Annotated in this window: 22 protein-coding genes; 14 read left to right on the forward strand and 8 right to left on the reverse strand. The window is 55.0% G+C overall.

The window, feature by feature from the left end; translation table 11 throughout:
• Nucleotides 1-21 precede the first annotated feature (21 nt).
• The 10 genes from polC to GAH_RS03290 all read left to right on the forward strand — a co-directional run bounded on the left by polC (nucleotide 22) and on the right by GAH_RS03290 (nucleotide 11,287).
• Nucleotides 22-3,489, forward strand: a complete 3,468-nt coding sequence (gene polC, locus GAH_RS03245) for a DNA polymerase II large subunit (protein WP_048094666.1) — start codon at nucleotides 22-24, stop codon at nucleotides 3,487-3,489.
• 2 nt (nucleotides 3,490-3,491) lie between these two features.
• The gene (locus GAH_RS03250; protein WP_048094667.1) at nucleotides 3,492-4,364 is read left to right on the forward strand and encodes a ketopantoate reductase family protein; all 873 of its coding nucleotides are present in this window, start codon (nucleotides 3,492-3,494) and stop codon (nucleotides 4,362-4,364) included.
• Entirely contained in the window at nucleotides 4,351-4,803 is a 453-nt protein-coding gene (locus GAH_RS03255) for a COG2426 family protein (RefSeq protein WP_048094668.1), read from the forward strand. The genes GAH_RS03250 and GAH_RS03255 overlap by 14 nt, the downstream gene beginning before the upstream one ends.
• 113 nt (nucleotides 4,804-4,916) lie before the next feature.
• Nucleotides 4,917-5,444, forward strand: a complete 528-nt coding sequence (locus GAH_RS03260) for a CBS domain-containing protein (protein ID WP_048096702.1) — start codon at nucleotides 4,917-4,919, stop codon at nucleotides 5,442-5,444.
• Nucleotides 5,445-5,454: 10 nt separating this feature from the next.
• The gene (locus tag GAH_RS03265) at nucleotides 5,455-6,333 is read left to right on the forward strand and encodes a CBS domain-containing protein (RefSeq protein WP_245604081.1); all 879 of its coding nucleotides are present in this window, start codon (nucleotides 5,455-5,457) and stop codon (nucleotides 6,331-6,333) included.
• Nucleotide 6,334: 1 nt separating this feature from the next.
• The gene (locus tag GAH_RS03270; RefSeq protein ID WP_048094670.1) at nucleotides 6,335-7,477 is read left to right on the forward strand and encodes an RNA ligase; all 1,143 of its coding nucleotides are present in this window, start codon (nucleotides 6,335-6,337) and stop codon (nucleotides 7,475-7,477) included.
• Complete coding sequence (locus GAH_RS03275; RefSeq protein WP_048094671.1) at nucleotides 7,471-8,439, forward strand: DUF1464 family protein; 969 nt, start codon at nucleotides 7,471-7,473, stop codon at nucleotides 8,437-8,439. Before GAH_RS03270 ends, GAH_RS03275 begins: the two co-directional genes overlap by 7 nt.
• Before the next feature lie 25 nt (nucleotides 8,440-8,464).
• Nucleotides 8,465-9,430, forward strand: a complete 966-nt coding sequence (gene cofG / locus GAH_RS03280; protein ID WP_048094672.1) for a 7,8-didemethyl-8-hydroxy-5-deazariboflavin synthase subunit CofG — start codon at nucleotides 8,465-8,467, stop codon at nucleotides 9,428-9,430.
• Nucleotides 9,424-10,452, forward strand: coding sequence for a 5-amino-6-(D-ribitylamino)uracil--L-tyrosine 4-hydroxyphenyl transferase CofH (cofH, locus tag GAH_RS03285; protein WP_048094673.1), 1,029 nt, complete (start codon nucleotides 9,424-9,426; stop codon nucleotides 10,450-10,452). The genes cofG and cofH overlap by 7 nt, the downstream gene beginning before the upstream one ends.
• The gene (locus tag GAH_RS03290) at nucleotides 10,436-11,287 is read left to right on the forward strand and encodes a shikimate kinase (protein WP_048094674.1); all 852 of its coding nucleotides are present in this window, start codon (nucleotides 10,436-10,438) and stop codon (nucleotides 11,285-11,287) included. Before cofH ends, GAH_RS03290 begins: the two co-directional genes overlap by 17 nt.
• Here the strand turns inward: GAH_RS03290 and GAH_RS03295 are convergent, their stop codons facing one another.
• The 4 genes from GAH_RS03295 to GAH_RS03310 are packed head-to-tail and all read right to left on the reverse strand — an operon-like array spanning nucleotide 11,288 to nucleotide 14,751.
• Nucleotides 11,288-12,403 (reverse strand): ABC transporter permease, encoded by a 1,116-nt coding sequence (locus GAH_RS03295; protein ID WP_048094675.1) that lies wholly within the window; start codon nucleotides 12,401-12,403, stop codon nucleotides 11,288-11,290. It abuts the gene before it with no gap.
• Nucleotides 12,381-13,067, reverse strand: a complete 687-nt coding sequence (locus tag GAH_RS03300) for an ABC transporter ATP-binding protein (protein WP_048094676.1) — start codon at nucleotides 13,065-13,067, stop codon at nucleotides 12,381-12,383. The genes GAH_RS03295 and GAH_RS03300 overlap by 23 nt, the downstream gene beginning before the upstream one ends.
• Entirely contained in the window at nucleotides 13,064-14,323 is a 1,260-nt protein-coding gene (locus GAH_RS03305) for a COG1361 family protein (protein WP_156967376.1), read from the reverse strand. The genes GAH_RS03300 and GAH_RS03305 overlap by 4 nt, the downstream gene beginning before the upstream one ends.
• Nucleotides 14,324-14,361: 38 nt before the next feature.
• Nucleotides 14,362-14,751 (reverse strand): PspC domain-containing protein, encoded by a 390-nt coding sequence (locus GAH_RS03310; RefSeq protein WP_048094678.1) that lies wholly within the window; start codon nucleotides 14,749-14,751, stop codon nucleotides 14,362-14,364.
• A 241-nt stretch (nucleotides 14,752-14,992) separates the two neighbouring features.
• Here GAH_RS03310 and GAH_RS03315 point away from each other — a divergent pair, with 241 nt between their 5' ends.
• From GAH_RS03315 to GAH_RS03330, 4 genes are read left to right on the forward strand one after another with little or no spacing between them, the layout of a single operon-like run.
• Nucleotides 14,993-16,813, forward strand: a complete 1,821-nt coding sequence (locus GAH_RS03315; RefSeq protein WP_048094679.1) for a cohesin domain-containing protein — start codon at nucleotides 14,993-14,995, stop codon at nucleotides 16,811-16,813.
• Nucleotides 16,814-16,823: 10 nt separating this feature from the next.
• A complete protein-coding gene (locus GAH_RS03320) occupies nucleotides 16,824-17,360 on the forward strand; it encodes a cohesin domain-containing protein (RefSeq protein ID WP_048094680.1) in 537 nt (178 codons plus the stop codon).
• Entirely contained in the window at nucleotides 17,357-17,941 is a 585-nt protein-coding gene (locus tag GAH_RS03325) for a dockerin type I repeat-containing protein (RefSeq protein WP_048094681.1), read from the forward strand. Before GAH_RS03320 ends, GAH_RS03325 begins: the two co-directional genes overlap by 4 nt.
• A gap of 40 nt (nucleotides 17,942-17,981) precedes the next feature.
• The gene (locus tag GAH_RS03330) at nucleotides 17,982-18,296 is read left to right on the forward strand and encodes a hypothetical protein (protein ID WP_048094682.1); all 315 of its coding nucleotides are present in this window, start codon (nucleotides 17,982-17,984) and stop codon (nucleotides 18,294-18,296) included.
• Nucleotides 18,297-18,330: 34 nt separating this feature from the next.
• Here the strand turns inward: GAH_RS03330 and fae are convergent, their stop codons facing one another.
• The 4 genes from fae to GAH_RS03350 all read right to left on the reverse strand — a co-directional run bounded on the left by fae (nucleotide 18,331) and on the right by GAH_RS03350 (nucleotide 21,003).
• Nucleotides 18,331-18,834 carry a formaldehyde-activating enzyme gene (gene fae / locus GAH_RS03335; RefSeq protein ID WP_048094683.1) on the reverse strand — a complete coding sequence of 168 codons (504 nt, stop codon included), beginning with the start codon at nucleotides 18,832-18,834 and terminating at the stop codon, nucleotides 18,331-18,333.
• A 127-nt stretch (nucleotides 18,835-18,961) separates the two neighbouring features.
• Nucleotides 18,962-19,654: a MinD/ParA family ATP-binding protein gene (locus GAH_RS03340; RefSeq protein ID WP_048094684.1), complete on the reverse strand. Its 693-nt coding sequence runs from the start codon at nucleotides 19,652-19,654 to the stop codon at nucleotides 18,962-18,964.
• Between the two features lie 4 nt (nucleotides 19,655-19,658).
• The gene (locus GAH_RS03345) at nucleotides 19,659-20,702 is read right to left on the reverse strand and encodes an MFS transporter (RefSeq protein WP_048094685.1); all 1,044 of its coding nucleotides are present in this window, start codon (nucleotides 20,700-20,702) and stop codon (nucleotides 19,659-19,661) included.
• Nucleotides 20,692-21,003 carry a helix-turn-helix domain-containing protein gene (locus tag GAH_RS03350; protein WP_048094686.1) on the reverse strand — a complete coding sequence of 104 codons (312 nt, stop codon included), beginning with the start codon at nucleotides 21,001-21,003 and terminating at the stop codon, nucleotides 20,692-20,694. The genes GAH_RS03345 and GAH_RS03350 overlap by 11 nt, the downstream gene beginning before the upstream one ends.
• Between the last annotated feature and the right edge of the window lie 69 nt (nucleotides 21,004-21,072).

Here is a 21,072-nt window from a genome sequence, read left to right on the forward strand (position 1 = left end):
TCACTCGCACTACAAGGTAAGATGATTGTAACCCTCGACAGGTTCTTCCCCATTTTCGATGACGATGAAAAAGCTGAGAATGAGCTTGAGGCAAGGCTCTACGAGGAGCTGAGAAGGTATCACGATTCTCTTCTCAAGGAGGTTGAGAGGCACTACGAAATAGCCGAGAAAGCCAGAAAGCTCGGCCTCGATCCCAAGCCGTACGTTGAGATCCCAATAGCAAGGAACATGGCTGAGAGGGTTGAAAAGCTCCTCGGAATTGAGGGGATTGCGGGGAAGATTATAGAGTACGAGTCGCAGGGGATGTCGAGGGTCGAGATATGCTTCAAAATCGCCGAGGACATAGTCACAGGCAAGTTTGGAGAGTTCGAGAAGGAGGAGGCGATAGATAAGGCGATAAGGACTGCCGTGGCCATCCAGACCGAGGGTGTTGTCGCCGCGCCCATTGAGGGAATCGCAAAGGTGAAGCTCTACAGGGACAAGGACGGAGAGTTCATCAAGATCTACTACGCCGGGCCGATAAGGAGCGCTGGTGGAACCGCACAGGTCATGTCGGTTCTCGTCGCAGACTACGTCAGGCAGATACTCAAAATAGACAGGTACAAACCCACAGAGGAGGAAGTGCTGAGGTACTGCGAGGAGATACCGCTCTACAAGAAGGTCGCCAACCTGCAGTACCTGCCATCAGATGAGGAGATCAGGCTGATTGTCGAGAACTGTCCGGTCTGCATAGACGGTGAGCCGACTGAAGACGCGGAGGTCTCGGGATACAGGAACCTGCCGAGGGTCGAGACCAACAGGGTGAGGGGAGGAATGGCCCTCGTCATAGCAGAGGGTATTGCCCTCAAGGCACCAAAGCTGAAGAAGATCGTGGACAAGGTGAAGATAAGCGGCTGGGAGTGGCTCGACAGGCTGATCAACAAGGGAGGAGATGAAAGCGGTGAGAAGGACGAGGAGAGCGAGAAGAAGGAGGCTGTAAAGCCCAAGGACAAGTACCTCTCGGACATCGTTGCAGGAAGGCCTGTTTTCAGCCACCCGTCGAGGAAGGGTGGTTTCAGGCTCAGGTACGGCAGGGCGAGGAACTCGGGCTTCGCGACCATAGGCCTCCACCCAGCCACGATGGTCATAGCGGGAGAGTTCATCGCCATTGGAACCCAGCTAAAGGTGGAGAGGCCGGGGAAAGCGGGAAGTGTTGTCCCCGTTACGAGCATCGAGGGGCCGACGGTGAGGCTGAGGAACGGAGATGTTGTTAGGATAGGCAGCTACGAGGAGGCGCTGAGGCTGAAGGACGCTGTCGAGAGGATAATAGACATGGGGGAGATCCTCGTCAACTTCGGAGACTTCCTCGAGAACAACCACCCGCTCATTCCTGCGAGCTACTGCTATGAATGGTGGGTGCAGGAGGTTGAGGGGAAGATTCCTGAGGGAGACTACAGGAAGATTGGCGAGGAGGAGGCGCTGAAGCTGTGTGACGACTACGGCGTTCCGCTCCACCCAGACCACACGTACCTCTGGCACGATGTCTCGGCCAATGACCTCAGGTACCTGAGGGACAGAATCGTTGAGACGGGAAAGGTGGAGGGCAAGTACGGGAAGAGCGCGCTCGTTATGAAGATGGACTGGAGGGCAAAGGAGGTTCTCGAGAGCCTGCTTGTTGAGCACAAGGTGAGGGACGGGCAGATTGTCATAGAGAGGTGGAGGGTGCTTGTGCGATGCCTCGGACTCGACGAGGATCTGAAGGTTGTCAGGGACGATAAAGAGAGCGAGGATGGACTTGAGTTCGTGAGAAAGGTGTCCGGCCTTGACGTGAGGGCCAAGGCTCCTTCGAGGATCGGCGCGAGGATGGGGAGGCCCGAGAAGTCGAAGGAGAGAATGATGTCTCCCGCTCCCCACATGCTGTTCCCGCTCGGCGAGGCAGGAGGGAAGACGAGAGACCTGAAGAAGGCCATAGAGTACACCAAGAGCTACAACTCGGTCAAGGGAGAGATAGAGGTTGACCTGCCGGTGAGGGTGTGCAGGAGCTGCGGGAAGGAGAGCTTCTACCTGAGGTGCGAGTGCGGAGAGCTGACAGAGCAGGTCTACATATGCCCCAAGTGCGGGATAAGGACGGGAGAGGTGTGCGAGAGGTGCGGGGGAGAGGCGTCTGCGTACAGGAGATGGACGATAAACGTGAGGGAGCTTTACCTGAAGGCCCTCGAGAATCTGGGTGAGAGGGAGCCAAACGGGGCTCTAAAGGGAGTCATAGGCCTTACCTCCAAGAAGAAGTTCGCAGAGCGCATTGAGAAGGGCGTACTGAGGGCGAAAAACAGGGTGTACGTGTTCAAGGATGGAACGATAAGGTACGACATGACGGACATCCCCATAACCCACTTCAGGCCCGCTGAGATTGGTGTGAGCGTGGAAAAGCTGAAGGAGCTCGGATACGAGGTGGACTATGAGGGCAGAGAGCTCAAAGACGAGAACCAGATAGTGGAGCTGAAACCTCAGGACGTGATACTCTCAAAGGCCGCGGGAGAGTACCTGCTCAGGGTCAGCAAGTTCATAGACGACCTCCTCGTAAAGTTCTACGGTCTCGAGCCCTTCTACAACGCCGAAAAGCCCGAAGATCTGATCGGGCAGCTCGTGATCGGTCTTGCCCCCCACACCTCAGCTGGCGTTCTCGGGAGGATCATAGGCTTCGCGGACGTGAATGGTGGGTACGCCCACCCCTACTTCCATGCAGCAAAGAGGAGGAACTGCGACGGGGATGAGGACTGCGTCATGCTTTTAATGGACGGTCTGCTGAACTTCTCGAGGGAGTTCCTGCCGGACAAGAGAGGTGGACAGATGGACGCACCCCTCGTGCTCACGGTCATCCTCGACCCGAAGGAGGTCGACGGAGAGGTGCACAACATGGACGTCTGCGAGAGATACCCGCTGGAGTTCTACGAGGGGACGCTGAGGTGTGCTCATCCAAAGGAGTTTGTTGGAGTGATAGAGAGGGTGGAGGACAGGCTCGGAGATGAGAGGAAGTACTTCGGGCTCAGGTTCACCCACGACACTGAGAACATCGCTCTGGGTGTCAAGAGCAGCGCCTACAAGACGCTGAAGTCCATGCAGGATAAGGTCAAGCACCAGATGGAGCTCGCGAGGAAAATCAGGGCTGTGGACGAGCACGATGTTGCTGAAAGGGTGATAACCTCCCACTTCCTCCCCGACATAATCGGAAACCTGAGGGCGTTTTCGAGGCAGGAGTTCAGGTGTGTCAACTGCAACGAGAAGTACCGCAGAATCCCGCTCTCTGGCAAGTGCAGGAGGTGTGGCGGCTCGCTTACACTCACAGTCCACGAGGGGTCAATAACCAAGTACCTGAACCTCTCCAAGGAGCTTGCCGAAACATACAACGTGAGCAACTACACGAGGCAGAGGATAAAGCTGATAGAAGTGGAGACGCTGTCCCTCTTCGAGAGCGAGCTCAAAAGACAGATAAAGATAGACGAGTTCTTCTGACCATGAAGATCCAGATAATGGGTGCCGGTGCCCTCGGAAGCCTGTTCGGTGCGCTTCTGCTCAAAGCAGGATTCGACGTGGTTTTTGTTGCGAGGGGCGAGCAGCTGAAGGCTCTGCAGAGTAGAGGGCTGGAGGTATCAGGGCTAATGGAGGAGCACTTCGACGTCACAGCCGTCAGCGAACCCGTGGACGCCGATCTGGTGTTTCTGACAGTCAAAGCCTACGACACCGAGAATGCCGCGAGGCAGCTTGAGAAGGTGAGGTTCAGGGCGATCTGCAGCCTCCAGAATGGGGTTGGGAATGAAGATATTCTCGCAAGGCACTTCGACAACGTGGTTGGGGGCGTGACAACCTATGGAGCGAACCTGAGGGAGCCGGGACACGTAATCTACGCCGGGGAGGGCATGACGCTCCTCGGGAACTTCAAGGGCAGCGGAGCAGAGGACTTCGAGCTCGTCCTCAGAGAGGCCGGGGTGAACGTTGAAGTCGTCGAGGACATAGAGCGCAGGATATGGGAGAAGGCATGCATAAACGCGGTCATCAACCCGATCACGGCGGTCTGCAGGGTCAGGAACGGGAAGATCGTCGAGGTGCCGGAGCTGTGGGATGTCGCGAGGAGGATAGCGGGGGAGTGCAGAGAAGTTATGAGCAGGATGGGCTACGACGTTGATGTTGAGAGAGCTGCAAAAGATGTTGCGGTGAGGACGAGCATGAACAGGTCCTCCATGCTCCAGGACATCGAGAAGGGGAGAAGGACTGAGATAGAGTTCATAAACGGGGCGTTCGTGAGGAAGGCGAGGGAGTTCGGGATTGACGCCACGTACAACGAGATCATGGTAAAGCTCGTTAGGGGGATTGAGCTTGGAGTGGATTGACGTTCTGGTAATCTCAATGCTCCCGATCTCTGAGCTGAGGGGCGCGATACCCTACGCGGCGATAAAGGGACTTCCCCCCGCTGAGGCGTACGTGGTCTCCGTAATCGGGAACTTTCTTCCCGTCCCCTTCATCCTTTTCGTCCTCCACAGGGTCGAGGGGCTGATAAGGAGGATTCCCCTGATCGGGAGGCTCTACGAGTACGCTCTAAGCCTTGCTGAAAAGAGGAGGGGTGCTGTCGAGAGGTACGGTTACCCCGGGCTCACACTCTTCGTGGCCATTCCGCTGCCGGTTACAGGAGCGTGGACTGGCAGCCTGATAGCGTTTCTCCTCGGGCTTAACGGCAGGAAGGCGATGCTGTTCATCCTGCTGGGGATAATGGTCGCCGGAGTAATCGTGCTCTCAACAGCATACGGGATTAAGTTCATTATTTTCAGTTAAAAATTATTAGATTTCAATACAAACAGCCTTTTCTGGGTTGAAAAGGGCGATAGGAGAGCTGCAAAAAGCTTTAAAACCTGACGCCATAGCATATATGTCGAGTGGTGATAAAAATGACAGCAGACATCCCAGTCAAGGAGATAATGACACGAGAGGTCTGTACGGTCTCAAAGGAGGACTCTGTGCTCAACGCTTCCAGAAAGATGATAGAGTACGGCGTCGGGAGCGTTGTTGTCGTTGAGGACTCGAAGCCCATTGGAATCGTGACCGAGAGGGACATAATAGTCAAGGTAGTGTCGAGGAACAGGGTTCCGGCAGAGGTGACGGTCGAGGAGGTCATGAACTACCCGCTCATCACCGTCACGCCAGAAACCAGCGCGAGAGAGGCTGGGATGATCATGCTCAGGAAGGGCATAAGGAGGCTCCCTGTCGTTAACGGAGATGCGCTCGTCGGCATCGTGACCGACACTGACCTGCTCTCATACTCCATAGACCTCGGAGAGTACATGGGGCTGATAAGGGAGGAGACCTACGTCAGAGAGGAGGTCGAAGTCGGCAAGTGCGAGAAGTGCGGCAGAATAGCCGAGCTGATAGACGCAGACGGCATGAAGGTCTGCGAGGACTGCTATGAGACGATCTGAGGGTGATCGCATGGTCAAGAACAGCAGGTTCGGATCGGTTATGGATCTCGCCTCGACCAACGTCATCACGATCCCGCCCACATCAACGATAATGACCTCAATGAAGACCATGGTCAAGTACAGCTTCAGGAGGGTGCCCATAGCAGATGCGGGAACGAAGAGGCTTGAGGGCATCGTCACGAGCATGGACATCCTCGACTTCCTTGGAGGAGGGGACAGGCACAGACTCGTCAAGGACAAGTACATGGGCAACCTGATCGCAGCCGTTAACGAGGAGGTCAGGGAGATAATGGAGAAGAACGTCATGAGCGTCCACTACTCAAGCTCATGGGAGGACGCTTTAGAGCTCATGCTCCAGCACAACGTCGGCGGAGCGCCGATAGTTGACGACGAGGACTCGATTGTGGGTATAATAACCGAGAGAGACATAATGGTCTTCCTCGCCTCGAGGGCGAGGTACGATGGCAGGGTTAAGGACTTCATGACGAGGGGTGTCATCACCGCCGAGCCGGAGACGAGCATAGAGGACGCAATAAAGCTCATGGTCAGCAAGAGGTTCAGGAGGCTGCCGGTGGTCAAGGACGGGATTCTGCTCGGCCTGCTCACATCCTCAACACTCGTCCACTACTTCTCGGGCGAGGCGTTCAAGAAGCTGATAACCGGCAACGCTGAGGACGTGCTCTCACAGCCGATAACCACGATACTCAACAACGAGAAGGTGCTGAAGTACAGGGAGCCGCTCGTCGTTCACCCGGAGGACAGCGTAACCGACGTCGTCAGGAAGATGATCGAGAAGAATCAGGCCGCTGCGCTCGTCGTGAAGGACACGCTCGAGGGGATAATCACAGAGAGAGACCTGATGAAGTTCCTATGCACGGTAAAGTGCTGACATGTTCGTCTCAGAAGCCCTCGGACTTTCGAGACACGCCGGGAGAAAGCTCGAGGAGAAGAACATACTGAGGCGTGCTTTCATCCCGCACCCCTTCTTTTCTGATGTTATTGAAGCCCTCAGGTTCGACAGGAAGTTTGGAGAGATTGAGGAGGGCAGCCTTGTAGCCAAAACCGTAAACGGCGTTAGGGTCGTCAGGGGCTTTCCCAAGATCAGAAGAGCGCTGACCCTCAAACCGACCATTAGAAAGCACTTCGAGAAGGAGGTTGCGGTCGAGGAGAAGATGAACGGCTACAACGTGAGAATAGCGAGGTTCGGGAAAAACCTCTACGCGATGACCAGAAGAGGGTACATCTGCCCCTACACCACCGAAAAGGCAAGGGAGCTCGTAAACCCGGATTTCTTCAAAGACCATCCGAACCTCGTCCTGTGCTGCGAGGCTGTGGGCGAGGAGTCGCCCTTCGTCCCCAAGAGCCTGTACGGAATAGAGAGGCTCGACTTCTTCGTTTTCGACATCAGGGAGGAGAGAACGAACACACCGCTCAGCATAGAGGAGAAGATAAGGCTCTGCGAGGAGTACGGGCTGAAATACGCACCCCTCCTCGGGGTCTTCGACGTCAGGACGGCGCATGAAGAGGTGAGGGAGATAATAGAGAGGCTCGGCAGGGAGGGAAGAGAGGGCGTGGTGATGAAGGATCCTGAAATGAGGCTCGAGCCGCTGAAGTACACGACCTCCGAGACGAACGCCGGGGATTTGAGGTACGCCTTCAGGTACTTCAACGACTACGGCAAGGACTTCATGTTCTCGAGAATCGTGAGGGAGGGGTTCCAGAGCTTCGAGTTCAACGAGAGCGAGGAGGAGTTCAGGGAGAGGTGCCTGAGGCTCGGGATGGCGATACTGGAGCCCATGGTCAGGAGCATAAGGGAGGTTGCCGAGGGAGGGAAGGTTGTCGAGAGGGTGAGGCTGAGGTTCAGGGAGTTCGAGGTCATGAACCTCTTTCTGGAGCACATGAGAAGCACAGGGGTCGACTTCGAGGTCGCGGACATAAGGAAGGATGGCGGGGAGATAGTGATCTGGATAGAGAGGATCATGAGGAGCACCACGGACAAGATAAGGAACCATCTGGAGGGTAACCCGTGGTGAGCGTTGGGATTGATGCCGGAACTAAAAGCTACGGGGTTTTCGTTCTTGAGGAGGGAGAGCACTACGAGTTCTCCTCTTCCAAGGTCAAGGAGAGCCCCGAGGACTTCGTGGAGTTCCTCCAGTCGCTCGACTTCGACGTTGCCGCTGGTCTCTCAGGCTACGGACTGCCGGTAAAGAGGCTGTACGAGATTTCCGAAAAGGAGTTTGCGCTGATGACTCTGAACTTCGACAGAGAGCAGTCCCTCGGGATGAGGAGGGTTATAGAGCTTCTGAGGGAGAAAAGGCTCAACATCCACACAATTCCGGCGGTGATACACCTCCCAACCGTTCCGGACTGCAGGAAGGTGAACAGGATAGACATGGGCACGTACGACAAGGTGTGCAGCGTGGCATACGTCCTGCACGAGTTTGGTGTGGACGAGACGTTCATCCTCGCCGAGCTCGGATACGGCTTTAACGCGTTCATTGCGGTGGAGGAGGGCAGAATTGTTGACGGAATTGGAGGGACGTCCGGCTTTCCCGGGTACTCCAGCATTTCTGCAATTGACGGGGAGCTCGCCTACCTGATGGGGAGGATCACCAAGGACGTCATCTTCAGCGGGGGCCTTAAGAGCTACTTCGAGGCGAGAGGTAAGGATTTTGATGCAGACGTCTTTGCGGAGTGGGTCATGAAGGGGATAAGGGCGCTTACGGCAGTTGTTGATGCGAAGAAGGTTTATTTGTCCGGCAGGTTCGCCGGTGCGGTCGCAGAAAGGGTTGGAGAGCACTTTGAAGTTGTTGACCTGAGCCACGCTGGTGGTAAGGTCTCGGCAATTGGCGCAGCGGTTATAGCGAACGGTTATGCGGGCAAAGAGGGGAGAGAGGTCGTCGAAAGGCTCGAGCTCATGAGGGCGAGCGGGACGGTTCTCGACCACCTGACCCCAGACGTGAGGAAGAGGATAAGGTTCGATCACAATTTTTAACTATTACCCGTGCAAAAATTCGTCCGTGATTGTAACCTACTCCCGCAACGTCTTCATCCCCCTCACGAGGGTGTGCCGGAACAAATGCTATTACTGCGGCTTCAGAAAGGACGATGGTCTGGTTATGGAGGCTGATGAGGTGGAGGCTCTTCTGAGGGCAGCTAAGAATTCAACCGAGGCACTATTCACCTTCGGCGAGGGGGCTGACGAGTTCTCCCACGTGAGGGAGTGGCTTAAAGAGAGGGGGTTTAGGGATCTCACGGACTTCGTGGTCTTCCTGAACAGGCTTGCGGTGAGGCACGGCCTACTGCCCCACACGAATGCGGGCGTGATCTCGAGGGAGGAGATGAGGAGGCTGAAGGACTGGAACGCGAGCATGGGCCTGATGCTCGAGCAGGCCGTCGAGCTCGAGTGCCACGCTGAGAGCCCGGGAAAAAAGCCTGAGGAGAGGATAAGGGTTATCAGAGAGGCTGGAAGGCTCGAGATTCCATTCACCACGGGAATCCTCGTGGGGATCGGGGAGAGCAGGGAGGATCGCCTCTACTCTCTCGAGGTTATTGCAGATCTGGCCGACAACTACGGCCACATACAGGAGGTGATCGTGCAAAACTTCTCGCCGAAGAAGGGGACGAGGATGGAGAGCTGGCCGCAGCCGAGCATTGAGGACATGATCGACGCCGTCAGGTACGCAAGGAGGGTTCTGCCAGATGACGTTGCCGTGCAGATCCCGCCAAACCTCGTTGAGGACATAACGCCATTCGTAGATGCCGGAGCGAACGACATAGGCGGGATTTCAGAGGTCACCCCCGACTACATAAACCCGGAGCACCCGTGGCCGACGCTGGAGAAAATCGAAAGGAGTTTAAACGGAAAACATCTCCTAAGGGAGAGGCTACCCATACATCCGAGGTTTGTGGTTGAGGGCTGGTACAGCGAGGCTCTCGCCCCGCTCATCGAGGCGTATTCGGACGAAGAGGGATACAGATGCTGAAGTCGGAGCTTAGGGAGATGGTGAAAAACCCCTACAGAACGATGGAGGTAGCCAACAGGCTCAGGGAGGAGCTCAAGGGAGATGTTGTGACCTTCGTTGTCAACAGGAACATAAACTTCACCGACATATGCGTCAACTCCTGCCTCTTCTGCTCATACAGCAACAGGAAGAGGTTTTTCCTGAGCGAGGAGGAGATAAGGAGGAAGGTCAGAGAAGCGGTGGAGTACGGATGCACGGAGGTGACGATTCAGGGAGGCCTATTTCCAAATGCGGGTGTGGAGCACTACGTCAGCATCCTGAAGGCCGTCAGAAGGGAGTCAAAAGACATCCACATCCACGCATTCTCGCCGATGGAGGTCGTGCATGCGAGCAGGAATGACGGTGTGGACGTGGAGGACGTGCTCAGGGAGTTCAGAAAAGCAGGACTGAACTCGATGCCCGGCACGGCAGCGGAGATCCTCGTCGATAGAGTCAGAAAGGTGATCTGCCCGGACAAGCTGACGACGGACGAGTGGGTGGAGGTTATCACGACCGCACACAGCCTCGGCATCCCCACAACCGCGACCATGATGTACGGGCACGTGGAGAGCTGGGAGGACAGGATGGAGCACCTCAACCTGATAAGGCAGATTCAGGAGGAGACCGGTGGCTTCACAGAGTTCATACCCCTTCCGTTCATGGACAGGAACAACAGGCTCGGAGAGATGGCCAGATCCCCCAACGGCTTCGAGGATCTGCTCGTTATAGCCGTGGCGAGGATCGTTCTTTACCCGCTCATCGAGAACATACAGGCGTCGTGGGTCAAGATGGGGAGGAAGCTCGCTCAGGCTTCACTCTTCACCGGGGCGAATGATGTTGGTGGAACGCTCATGGAGGAGAACATATCCAAATCGGCCGGAGCAACAAGCGGAGAGTTCATGACGGTTGAGGAGCTCAGGGAGCTCATACTGTCCGCAGGGAGGATTCCGGCTGAGAGGGACACCCTTTACAACCTCAGGAGGGTTTATGAGAACCGAAGCTAAGAGCTTCGCCGCCGGAACTGTTGTGAACGCGCTCGCAACCCTCAAGGGGGTCGCCTTTGGCATTAAGCTCGAAACTCGCGTCGTTTTCAGGGAGGAGAACGATCTAAAGGGGTTCTACGTCCTTCAGGATGGCAGGATGGAGAGGAGCGCCATCGCTGAGAAGCTGATGAGGAACTCCGGAGTGGAGGGGGGAGTTTTTGAGGTTGAGAGCGAGATCCCGAGGAGGAGCGGGCTGGGGAGCAGCAGCGCCTTCATGAACGCCATGGTAATGGCTGCGATGAAGGCCATGGAGATGCCGCTGAACGCGGAGAAGATCTTGAGGATCAATGCGAGGATCAGCCTCGAGAGCGGGATGAGCTACACCGGTGCGTTTGATGACGCCTCCGCATCCCTGCTCGGTGGACTCGTGTTCTCCGACAACTCGAGGATGAGGCTCTACAGGAGGGACGAGCTTGAGGGCGAGGCGGTGATCCTCCTGCCGGAGTGGGAGAGGGGGGAGGTCAACCTGAGGGAGATAAGGCGCGGAAGAGAGGAAGTGGACAGGGCTTTCAGGCTTGCCATGAGGGGGGAGCTGAAGGCCGCGATGTACCTGAACTCCATGCACTACTGCACCAAGCTGAACCTCCCCCTCGAGCCCGTAACCGCGGTGCAGCACCTCGACGTGAACGCCGGGCTTTCTGGTAACGGACCGAGCTACGTCGCGTTCGGGAGAGAGGTTGAGGAGGTCGTGAGGGTCTGGGAGAGCTTCGGGAGAGTCATTGTTAGGGAAATAGCCTCAGAGCCTGCGGAGGAGGTTGAGGTTCCGGACAGCCTTTTCACGTACTTTGAGGTTTAGCTACTCGTACCTCAAGGCCTCGATTGGCTCGAGGTTTGCCGCCCTCCACGCTGGATAGAGGCCGCTTATGACGGCTGTGAAGACGCCAAACAGGAACCCCTCGGCTGCAAACACCGCCGTGGTCGCGGTGAGCATGGCGCCAACGTCCCCGACTATCAGCTTCGTTATCGCGTAACCCCCAGCGATGCTCAGAACCGCGCCGACAACGCTCCCCGCGACGCCAAGGATTGCCGCCTCGAGCAGGAATATTCTGAGTATCACCGACTTTCTCGCCCCTATTGCCCTCATTATCCCTATCTCCTTCGTTCTCTCTATCGTTGACATGAGCATTATGTTCAGGATGCTGACTCCAGCCACAAGCAGGGAGATTCCGGCTATCGCCATCAGGAACATGTTTATCTGGTTGAACACCTCGTCTATCCTCTCGAGGATCGACCGCATCTCGAATATCTCCACCCTCTCGTCCTTCAGGTTCACGGTCGAGGAGACGAACTTCTTGAAGGGCTCTATGTCGTCAATGCTCGCCAGCTTGACTATAACCATCGAGTATTCCGCTGGGATGTCCCTTGACGACACTATGATGACGCCGTTCGGGTTTATGTCGAACCTCGCCCCCTCCCTCTCGAGTATCGCGGAAACCCTGTATATCCTCCCTCCCACCGAGATCTTGCTTCCCACCTTCACCTCAAGCTCCTGAGCGAGAGACCACCCAACCACGCATCTGCCGGACTTCAGCGATATCGTGCCCTTCTCCGCCTTGAACATCTCCCTTACAGCGTCCTCATCCATTCCGTAGACCGTGACTATCCTCTTGCTCCCCCTGAAGAGCACCTCCCCCGCGTCGGTCTTCACCGGGATGATATCTGCAGTGAACGGTGCCTTCCGTATTGTCTCCACAACCTTTTCGTCTATGCTCTTGTACCCTTCCCTCGCGTTCGGAATCAGAATCAGCTCGTTCGCAACGTCTCCAAAACCCTCTATCACGCTCTTCTTCAGATTCTCCCCAAAGATCCCGATGGAGGTTATGGCGGTGACTCCGATTATTATCCCGATCACCGCGAGAGCGCTCCTGACCCTCGCCCTTCCGAGGTTCCTAACTGCCAGCTGCAGATACATCCACTATCCTCCCGTCCCTAAGCCTGACGACCCTGTCAGCATAGCCTTTGAGTGACTCATCGTGGGTGACGAGTATGACCGTCACCCCCTCCTCATTCAGCTTTCGCAGGATCTCCATTATCTGCCTCCCCGTCTTCGAGTCGAGGTTTCCTGTTGGCTCATCGCAGAGCAGAATCTCAGGATCGTTTGCGAGGGCTCTCGCTATCGCGACCCTCTGCTGCTGCCCGCCCGACATCTCGAATGGCTTTCTGTCGGCCACATCCTCAAGCCCCACGAGGCTCAGCAGCTTCTCGGCTTTCCTCTTCCTCTCCGCAGCAGGAGTCCCCCGGAAGATCATGGGGAGCTCAATGTTCTCCTCCGCGGAGAGGGTGGGGATCAGGTTGAACTGCTGGAATATAAATCCGATCGTCTCCCTCCTCAGGTCGGTGAGCTCGTTGTCGCTAAGCCCCGAAACGGCTACCCCGTTTATGTAGATCTCCCCCTCCGTGGGCTTGTCCAGGCAGCCGATCAGGTTAAGCATCGTGGACTTGCCGCTCCCGGAGGGGCCCATCACAGCGAGGAACTCCCCTTTCTCCACCTCGAGGTTTATCCGGTCTAATGCCCTCACCTCGTAGTACTTCGTCCGGTAAACCTTGCTGACGTTCTCAAAGACCACGACCGTCATCTTCTTCTCAGAGCGTAAATCGCAATCGCCACGATCACAACAGCTATCGCCCCCGAGGCTATCAGAATCTCGCTTCCACCCTCTGCTGCTTTCACGGTAACCCTCTCCCCTTCGATCTCCTCCGAGATGCTGAGAACATCACCAGATGCTGCCTTCCACGAGATTATGAGGGTGCCGTTGCTCGAGTTGCCCTTTATCGAGAAGACCTCGTAGTCCTCCGGCATTATCGTCCCCACGAAGTACTTCCTGCCCTCAAAGCTCACGACGACATTCTTGACCTCGGTCGAGCCGAAGTTGCACACCTCACCGGTGAGCATGCCCTTGTCGAACTCGTAGCTGCACAGCTGAACCGCACTCGCGTTTATGATGCCTATCTCCCTGCTCTCCGACATGACGTGCTTTATCCCCATCTCGTCAAGGTAGCTGAGCTCCACCCTGAGTATCCGGGTCGCCATCACGTTAAAGTCGAACTTCCACGCCTCTCCCGGGTTAAGGACTGGAATCTTCTTCTCAGATTCGCCCACCCTCACCGTGACGGCGTAAGCCGGGGTGTTTCTGAGGTTGGCCACTCCGACTGAGACCTTGATGGCCTCGTTCTCGTAAGCGTTACGGTTCACCGTAACGTTCATGACGACATCCTTCATCTCGTTCCACGTCACGTTCACCGCCCTGATGATCCTGTGAACGTTCTCCCCGTTCCTGAACTCCACCTCGAACCTCAGATCCTCCTTCTTTTTAGGATAGTAAACGAACTCGAACATCCTTCCGTACGCTTCAGATGGCGTTGCGTTGAACAGCGGCCTGACGGTGACGTTCTCCGGCCACTCCACCCTGACCCTCAGCACGTTCTTCTCGCCGAGCGTTACCTCAGGGTTCTCGACAGTCAGGACAGGGTAAGAGGAGGAGACGGTGAAGGGCATGTAGTATGTTATCGAGCCGTTGTACGTCCTGACCCTGACCTCAACCACATACTTCCCCGGCTCTTCAGCTTTAAACGTGAAAGGGAGCCGGTATGACGTTTTTGCGGGAAGCACTCCAATGTCCGTGATGATTCTGGGAGTTACAAGGTCAGAGTAGAACACTATGCTGCGAATTGTCTCTGAATGAAGGTTGGGGTTCGTGATCACGAGGTAGCAGTCAACCTCGTCTCCGGGCAGGATTTTGCTGAGTCCCACCTCGTAGTCGAGCGTCACCTGTGCGCTCGCCAGTTGCAGGAGCAGGAGCGATCCGATCAATAGGAAAAAAAGTTTTTTCATGAAGCAAAGAACTTGGAGGGTGCATATAACACTTTCGACTACTCCCTGCCAGAACCCTTCAGGATCCAGATTCCTATGAGGATCAGTATCGCGGCGAAGATCTGCTCGTCGCTGAGCCAGAACGGGAACAGATCCTCCATGAAAACGAAGGCGCCGAACAGTATAAGCAGGTACGCGAGGAGCTTTCTCCTCGTCTCACCACCACCCTCGGGCTCCACCGCAGGCCTCTCCTCTTCCTCGCCATCCTCGGGCTCTTCCGGGATGATGAGCGCGAGGATTATGTAGATGAGAATCGTGACCCCCTTGAGGAGGGCTCCAACGACGAATATCAGCCTGATGAGGGTTGCATCCACCCCAAAATACCTCGCAAGGCCACCACACACGCCGGCTATGACCCTGTCCGACCTGCTCCTGAAGAGTTTTTCCATGAGCAATTCCGGCCGTGAAAGTAGTTAAAGGTTGTGAGGTCTGGCATGTCACATGATGATGAGGCACGAGAGTGGTTTAACAGCGATAACGTAATTCTCCAGAGCCCTGATTTCGCCATAGGGATAGCAAATCCCTCCAACGAGAAAAGTTTATAAATGTTCCAGAAAAGATTTACAAAATTGGAAAAGAGGTGCGAATGTGGTCAAAAATTGGTTCGTAGGTTTAACTATTCTGGTTTTGATGATGGCAACAGCAGAAGCGGGAGAGTGGAATCTTGTACGGCTTACCGACAACACCTTCGACGACTACTTCCCAGTCCCCGGAATGTCGAGCGATGGGAGCAAGATAGTGTTCTTATCAGACTCTGACGACAACAGTTACAGCTACTGGGACAGGGAGGTATATATAATGGATCTGGAGACCTTGGAAACGACAAGAGTGACCAACAACATATACCGGGACTATCAGGCCGCTGTCTCCTCTGACGGCAGCAGTATAACATTTATAGAGTCCATACCCGTGAGCGACACAGATACAATCAAAAAGGTGTACGTTGTCAGCAAAGATGACGGATGGAGGCAGGGTGACCCGCTGGTTACCCTGACAGTGGATGGGGCATTCATACCATTCCTCAGCACAAGTGGAGAATACCTCATACTCTTCCAGCGTACAGGAAACGATTACGACAAGATCAAAACATACCGCACCGTCGACGGGAAACTGATGGGCACATACACCCTCACCTACGGTCTCAGCGGATGGCCTTCCCAGTCATCCGACAAGTCAAAGTTCGTGTATGTGGAGAACGTCCCGTATGCAGGAGATCCGGGCAAGAAACGCCAGAGAGTGCATGTAGCCTTAACATCACCCCCATTCACGGACACAATAGTGTACCAAACAGCCAGCAGCACTGATGTTGAAGAAATCTCTTCTGGGCTACCTGCGGTGAGCAATGACGGGAAAGTTGTGTTTTATATGGAGTCCCGCCACCCAGCGGAGGGAGATGCCAAGAAGGGTGTGTTCATCGTGGATGATAAGGGGATAAGGCTGCTGACACCCACAAATGGCTCCGTAGCTGTGGGGATCAGTGGTGACGGATCAAAGGTTTTCTACATGGAAAGAGGCAAGATTTACAAAATCAACTCGGATGGAAGCGGAAAGGAGCTGGTGGCAACCATGAGTGATGTGTTCGGGTTCGGAAATCTCGCTGTGAACGATGACGGCAGCAGGGTCGTCTTTTTGACCTTGCAGGCCAGCGAAGATGATTATGAGATATACATGCTCTCGAGGGAGCCTGCAAAGGCCATACCCAAAATTAAGATAGACCTCCTCCCGGCGTTCCCCTCAACGACGAGCGTTGTTGTGGGATCTGCAAAGGCCACTCACGGCGATACTGTTCAGATTCCGGTGGAGATCAGGAACGCCGACAAGATCGGTAGCATGGACATAGCGCTTGCATATCCGTCTCAAGTCCTCCAGTTTATCGACGTCATTCCGGGATCACTGACACAGAACTCCCTGCTCGAGCACAACGTGGAGGATGGAAGGATACGGGTGGGTATCGTCGAGACCAACGGGATAAGCGGCGATGGTTCTCTCTTCTACATGAGGTTCAGAGTTACCGGAGAACCAAAGCAGGAGAACATGGGAAACGTCATGGGAATGGACACCGGAATAGTTGGAAGGATTTATCCAGACATGACGGAGTATTTCGGTAAAAGCGGGTACAGCCTCGTTCTCGAGGAGTTTTCAGTGTACGACACGGACGGCTCCAAGATTAACGCCATCGGAATAAACGGCACGTTCAGCCTTGTGAGCGAGGAAGAGATGAACAGGGGAGACGTGAATGGAGACGGGAAGATAACGAGCGTCGACGCGCTTATGGCGCTGCAAATGGCCGTGGGTAAGCTCGAGGCCAGAGGCGTGGCAGACATGGACGAGGACGGAAAGGTGACATCCAAGGACGCAATGGAGATCATGAAGGTTGCGAACCAGAGGATGATTGAGTTCGCCCAGAAGTACATGCAACAGGGGGGCAAGATCCCCTCGATCGGTAAGTGAGGTGGTTTGAATGATTAAGGTTGTGCTTTCCCTGCTACTGCTCGCATTTGCCGTCGGCACGGCATCTGCAGAGCTGAGCGTAAAGGTTCCCGACGTCAGCTGCGGTGTTGGAGAGGATGTGAACGTTCCCGTGGTTGTGGAGAACGCCCAGAATCTCGGAAGCATGGACATCGTCATCTCCTTCGACCCTGAGGTTGTGAAGGTCAAGAGCGTTGGCAAGGGTGAGCTGAACAAAGGCATCCTCACGTCCAACGTGGGAGATGGCGTTGTGGCTATCAGCTTTGCCGACTCCAAGGGCATTGACGGAGACGGAGAGGTGGCAGTCATAAGCTTCGAGGCCCTCAAACAGGGAACAAGCGAGCTGAAGTTCGAAAGCGTGCAGGCCTACGATGTGGAAACCCACGTGGACATAAAGGTCACGTCCCAGAACGGAAAGATAACCGTGGAGGAGAGCAGCAAAGAGAAAGAATCCTCTCCGGGATTCGAGATCGTTATTGGGGCCGTGGCCCTGCTGGGCAGCCTCGCCCTGAGGAGGAGGTTGAATTGAGGGGCAAGCTGGTCTCCCTAATTTTTTTAGTAGCCATTCTGTCAGCCACGTCCACCGCGGAGAAGCTAAGGGGAGATGTGAACGGAGATGGAAAGGTCACAAGCGTGGATGCGCTTATGGCTCTTCAGATGGCAGTTGGTAAGCTTCCGGAAGATGTCAGGGCAGACGTTACCGGAGACGGGACGGTCACTGCAGTGGACGCGTTCAGAATTCTTCAGTTCGCGGTTGGAGACCAGGAGGAACTCGTCTCGGAGATGTACGGAGTGATCTCGGGAATAGACGTTGGAAAGGTTGTGAAGGACGAGAGGATGAACTGGTACATCACAAAGGATGATGGCTCCGTCGTTGCCGTGAGCGTAGTCATAAGCGGTGGCACGGTTAAGGACTTCAGGAGGGGCGAGCTTCCGGATCCGACGATGAGGGTGTACACGAGCGAGGATGTCGTTAGGGAGCTCCTGAAAACGAGAGATCCCGAGGTGCTCAAGAGAGACATCGGCAGCGGTAAGATCAGACTCGGAGGGGTGGGGTTCGCCAGCAAGATCAAGGCGGGAATTGCCTCATTCCTGACAAAGTTCACATGAGAGCGAAAGCTTTACAAGAAGTTTCGAAATACTGAATGATATGGTGAGCTATCTCGTGGAGGGTGTCGCGCTCCTCGTAACGTTCTTGGTCAACCTTCCCTTCGGTTACTGGAGGAAGGTTACAAGGAAGCTCTCCAAGGAGTGGTTCCTTGCCGTGCACTCTCCAGTCCCGATCGTCTTCCTGACGAGGTTCCTTGCAGGAGTCTCCCTCACCCACATACCGCTCTTCGTCGCTTCCTTCTTCCTCGGCCAGTTCACGGGAGGGAAGCTGAGGAGCGCCCTTGAGCAGAGGTACGAGGAGCTCGGCCGGTGCCTGATAGTCGACCTCGGCAGGATAATGAGGGGCGTTTTTTGAGAGAAGCAGGGAAAAATAAGAAAACCCGGAAAGGCTACGCGAACGGGTGGACCGCGCCTCCCCTCTTCTCCTCGATCTCGTCAACGGTTGGCAGCGCTTTAACAGCCCTTTCAATGGCAAGCTTGGTCGCCTCATAGTTGTACTGGTAGACCTTTTTCTTGTCCTCAGCAGCTGGGTGGATGAACACGTTCGCGACTATGCACCACTCGTGAACCTTGTCCTTGGGGATTATGCCCTCCTTCACAGCATCTGCAACTGCATCCGCAACCGCCTTCTGGGCGGGCCCGAATATCATCTCTCCCTGCTTCATGTTCTTGATCGTGACTGTCGGAACTATGACCGTTGGAGGCTTGACGGCAAGGTTCGGGGCGATTATGGCTGTCAATCCCCCATGCCCTGCTGAGGGTGCGCCAAGGGCCATTGCAAACGCGTAGCCAACCGGTCCATCCCTCCTGCCAACCAGAACATCCACATGCGCTACCTCATTGCCCTCTCCGACGAGGGCCTCACCAGCCATCAAAACATCGTGGTGGCTCATAACATACAAATAGCATTCAACAACATAAAGCTATTGCCCTCTCAAAAGTGAAAAAGTTTGAGAAAAACGCAGTGGTTCTGCCTCCATTCCTCGCCTGCCTCGGCAAGTGAGTTGGTTTTTCCGGTGGTCAGGAGCTGGCAAACTCGGAGAGAATGTTCTGCACCAGCTCCTCCACAGCTTTTGTAACCGGATGATCCGGGTTCTGCTCGACGAAGAACGGGTAGTTCATGACCACATCGCAACTGCACGGAATCCGGGCAAGAACCGGAAAGTCTATGTTAACATCCGTGTTTGCCCTGTTGAGCACCACGTACTTCGGTTTCTCTATGTTCCTCGATATTTTAAAAAGCATCTCCAGCCCGCCGAGTTCCGCCCTCTCCGGACGGGCTATGAAAAGTATGATGTCGCTCAGGAACATCGAGTTTATGCTCATGTACCCCAGCCCCGGAGAGTTGTCTATGATCACGAACTCGTATCCCATCTCTTTCAGACCGGACATCACGTCCTGCAGCCTGTAAAGCGCCCTTATGCTCTCCACATCCTTTCTGACGAGCTCGTCCCTTATGTCGCTGAACTCCGGTGATGCGACTATCGCGTCGAGGTTCTCCTTGACCTCCACCAAGCAGTCCTCCAGACCGCACCTACCATTGAGCAGCTCGTTAACGTACCTTCTACCGTTGAAGAACGTGTACATGCTCGGTCCCCTCATGTCCATCTCCACTATACACGTCCTGCCCATCTGCGAAAGCATGTAGCCCGCGTTCAGCGCGACGAACGTTTTTCCACTCCCTCCCTTGAAAGAGTGCAGTCCGACTATCATTCCGTCACCTCCTCCCCAACCACCTCACGTAGTCCTCAGGAGAGGTTAAAGGCTCCCTGAGCGTGCCGATCAGAAATGCAGAGAGGGTGAGCAGTATCGCGGAAAGTGCGGTATTGACAGGGTAACCAACGTGTCTGGAGAGCATGAACCCGAAAAAGATTGACGAGGCGATGATTATCATGCCGAGTCCATACTGCCTCGCCTCAGACCCAAAGTTGCTCAGATCAGCCCAGATTATCATGGCAAACACGTCTATGAACGCGTAGGAGAGCTGAATGAGGTAAGCGGATGGTTGCAGGTAAACGGGAAACATGATGAATGAGGCTGTGAGAAACAGGATCCCGAAGATGGATGTCAGCTTCCTCCCGAACCTGTCGTACAGGTATCCCGCAACGAGGATTGCGAATGCGTAGAACAGAACGTGCACGCTGATTCCGTTCTCCCTGAACACGGGCTCCATCACTCCGTACATGATGCCACCGAGCAGGTAAAAGGTGAAGACGGGGACGGTGTAAAAGACGAAGTCCCGGTTCACGTGAGCACTTCGATAAGCAAAATCGAACCTTGGCAGGAGGAGAACGAGCAGGAGCGGGAGAGTGGAGAGGAGGACGAGATGGCCCAATCTTTCCCCGGAAAGGAACAGGAAGTAGTAAAAGTTGGCGAGAGAGGCTCCAATGGCGAACACCTTCCCCCTGTTCCACGGAACCACATGCCTCGCCAGAAAGGATCCGCTGGCAACGACAATTATTCCGGCGAGAAACCCAGAAACGATTGCGGCACGAACGTCAACAGCCGCGGCCAGCACCGTCAGTACGAGCACCACCATCATGATCTTTATCAGCTCCATTCTCCTGACAACCCTGTCGAGAAGCGCTGCTGAAAACGCGATACCGGCAATATGGGACACGTAAATCCAGTTGACGAGCCAGAAGACGTCAACACCTTCAGCGTTCGCAAAATTCACAAGAACAGGACCGAGGTTCTGGAAGGAGAGCAGATAACAGCCGTAAGAAAAAACGAGCACAGCACCGGTAGTCTCAGATTTCATAGATTACCCTCCGCTCCTCTCTTCTTTTCCTCGCATAGCCCATCTTCACAAGTGTGTTCAGGTAGTGGCTCTCTATCGCCCTGCTCCTTCCCGTAATCTCGGCCACGTCAGAAGCGGTGCCGCTGCCGATCTTGATTAGGGCCATGGCCGTGGTTCTTAGGTTGTCCGGGAGCTCGAGCAGCATAAATGGGTCGACCCCAGATAGGTCCCTCCCGGGTCTCCCGTTGAGCTTTTCCTCGATTCTCTCCAGAGTCTGCAGTATCTTTTCCAGCAGCTCGACTATTCGCTCTCTCTCCTCCACGAACAATAGTTAGTCAGCACTCATTAATAAATGGCTCGATCAAAAATGGATTGAGCCAAAAATTGTTCT

This window comes from Geoglobus ahangari (assembly GCF_001006045.1).
Classification (GTDB): Archaea; Halobacteriota; Archaeoglobi; order Archaeoglobales; family Archaeoglobaceae; genus Geoglobus; species Geoglobus ahangari.

Coding starts and splice junctions, on each gene's coding strand:
- polC (WP_048094666.1), top strand. CDS start 22: ATGATTGTAACCCTCGACAGGTTCTTCCCCATTTTCGATGACGATGAA.
- GAH_RS03250 (WP_048094667.1), top strand. CDS start 3,492: ATGAAGATCCAGATAATGGGTGCCGGTGCCCTCGGAAGCCTGTTCGGT.
- GAH_RS03260 (WP_048096702.1), top strand. CDS start 4,917: ATGACAGCAGACATCCCAGTCAAGGAGATAATGACACGAGAGGTCTGT.
- GAH_RS03265 (WP_245604081.1), top strand. CDS start 5,455: ATGGTCAAGAACAGCAGGTTCGGATCGGTTATGGATCTCGCCTCGACC.
- GAH_RS03270 (WP_048094670.1), top strand. CDS start 6,335: ATGTTCGTCTCAGAAGCCCTCGGACTTTCGAGACACGCCGGGAGAAAG.
- cofH (WP_048094673.1), top strand. CDS start 9,424: ATGCTGAAGTCGGAGCTTAGGGAGATGGTGAAAAACCCCTACAGAACG.
- GAH_RS03290 (WP_048094674.1), top strand. CDS start 10,436: ATGAGAACCGAAGCTAAGAGCTTCGCCGCCGGAACTGTTGTGAACGCG.
- GAH_RS03295 (WP_048094675.1), bottom strand. CDS start 12,403: ATGTATCTGCAGCTGGCAGTTAGGAACCTCGGAAGGGCGAGGGTCAGG.
- GAH_RS03300 (WP_048094676.1), bottom strand. CDS start 13,067: ATGACGGTCGTGGTCTTTGAGAACGTCAGCAAGGTTTACCGGACGAAG.
- GAH_RS03305 (WP_156967376.1), bottom strand. CDS start 14,323: ATGAAAAAACTTTTTTTCCTATTGATCGGATCGCTCCTGCTCCTGCAA.
- GAH_RS03310 (WP_048094678.1), bottom strand. CDS start 14,751: ATGGAAAAACTCTTCAGGAGCAGGTCGGACAGGGTCATAGCCGGCGTG.
- GAH_RS03315 (WP_048094679.1), top strand. CDS start 14,993: ATGATGGCAACAGCAGAAGCGGGAGAGTGGAATCTTGTACGGCTTACC.
- GAH_RS03320 (WP_048094680.1), top strand. CDS start 16,824: ATGATTAAGGTTGTGCTTTCCCTGCTACTGCTCGCATTTGCCGTCGGC.
- GAH_RS03330 (WP_048094682.1), top strand. CDS start 17,982: ATGGTGAGCTATCTCGTGGAGGGTGTCGCGCTCCTCGTAACGTTCTTG.
- fae (WP_048094683.1), bottom strand. CDS start 18,834: ATGAGCCACCACGATGTTTTGATGGCTGGTGAGGCCCTCGTCGGAGAG.
- GAH_RS03340 (WP_048094684.1), bottom strand. CDS start 19,654: ATGATAGTCGGACTGCACTCTTTCAAGGGAGGGAGTGGAAAAACGTTC.
- GAH_RS03345 (WP_048094685.1), bottom strand. CDS start 20,702: ATGAAATCTGAGACTACCGGTGCTGTGCTCGTTTTTTCTTACGGCTGT.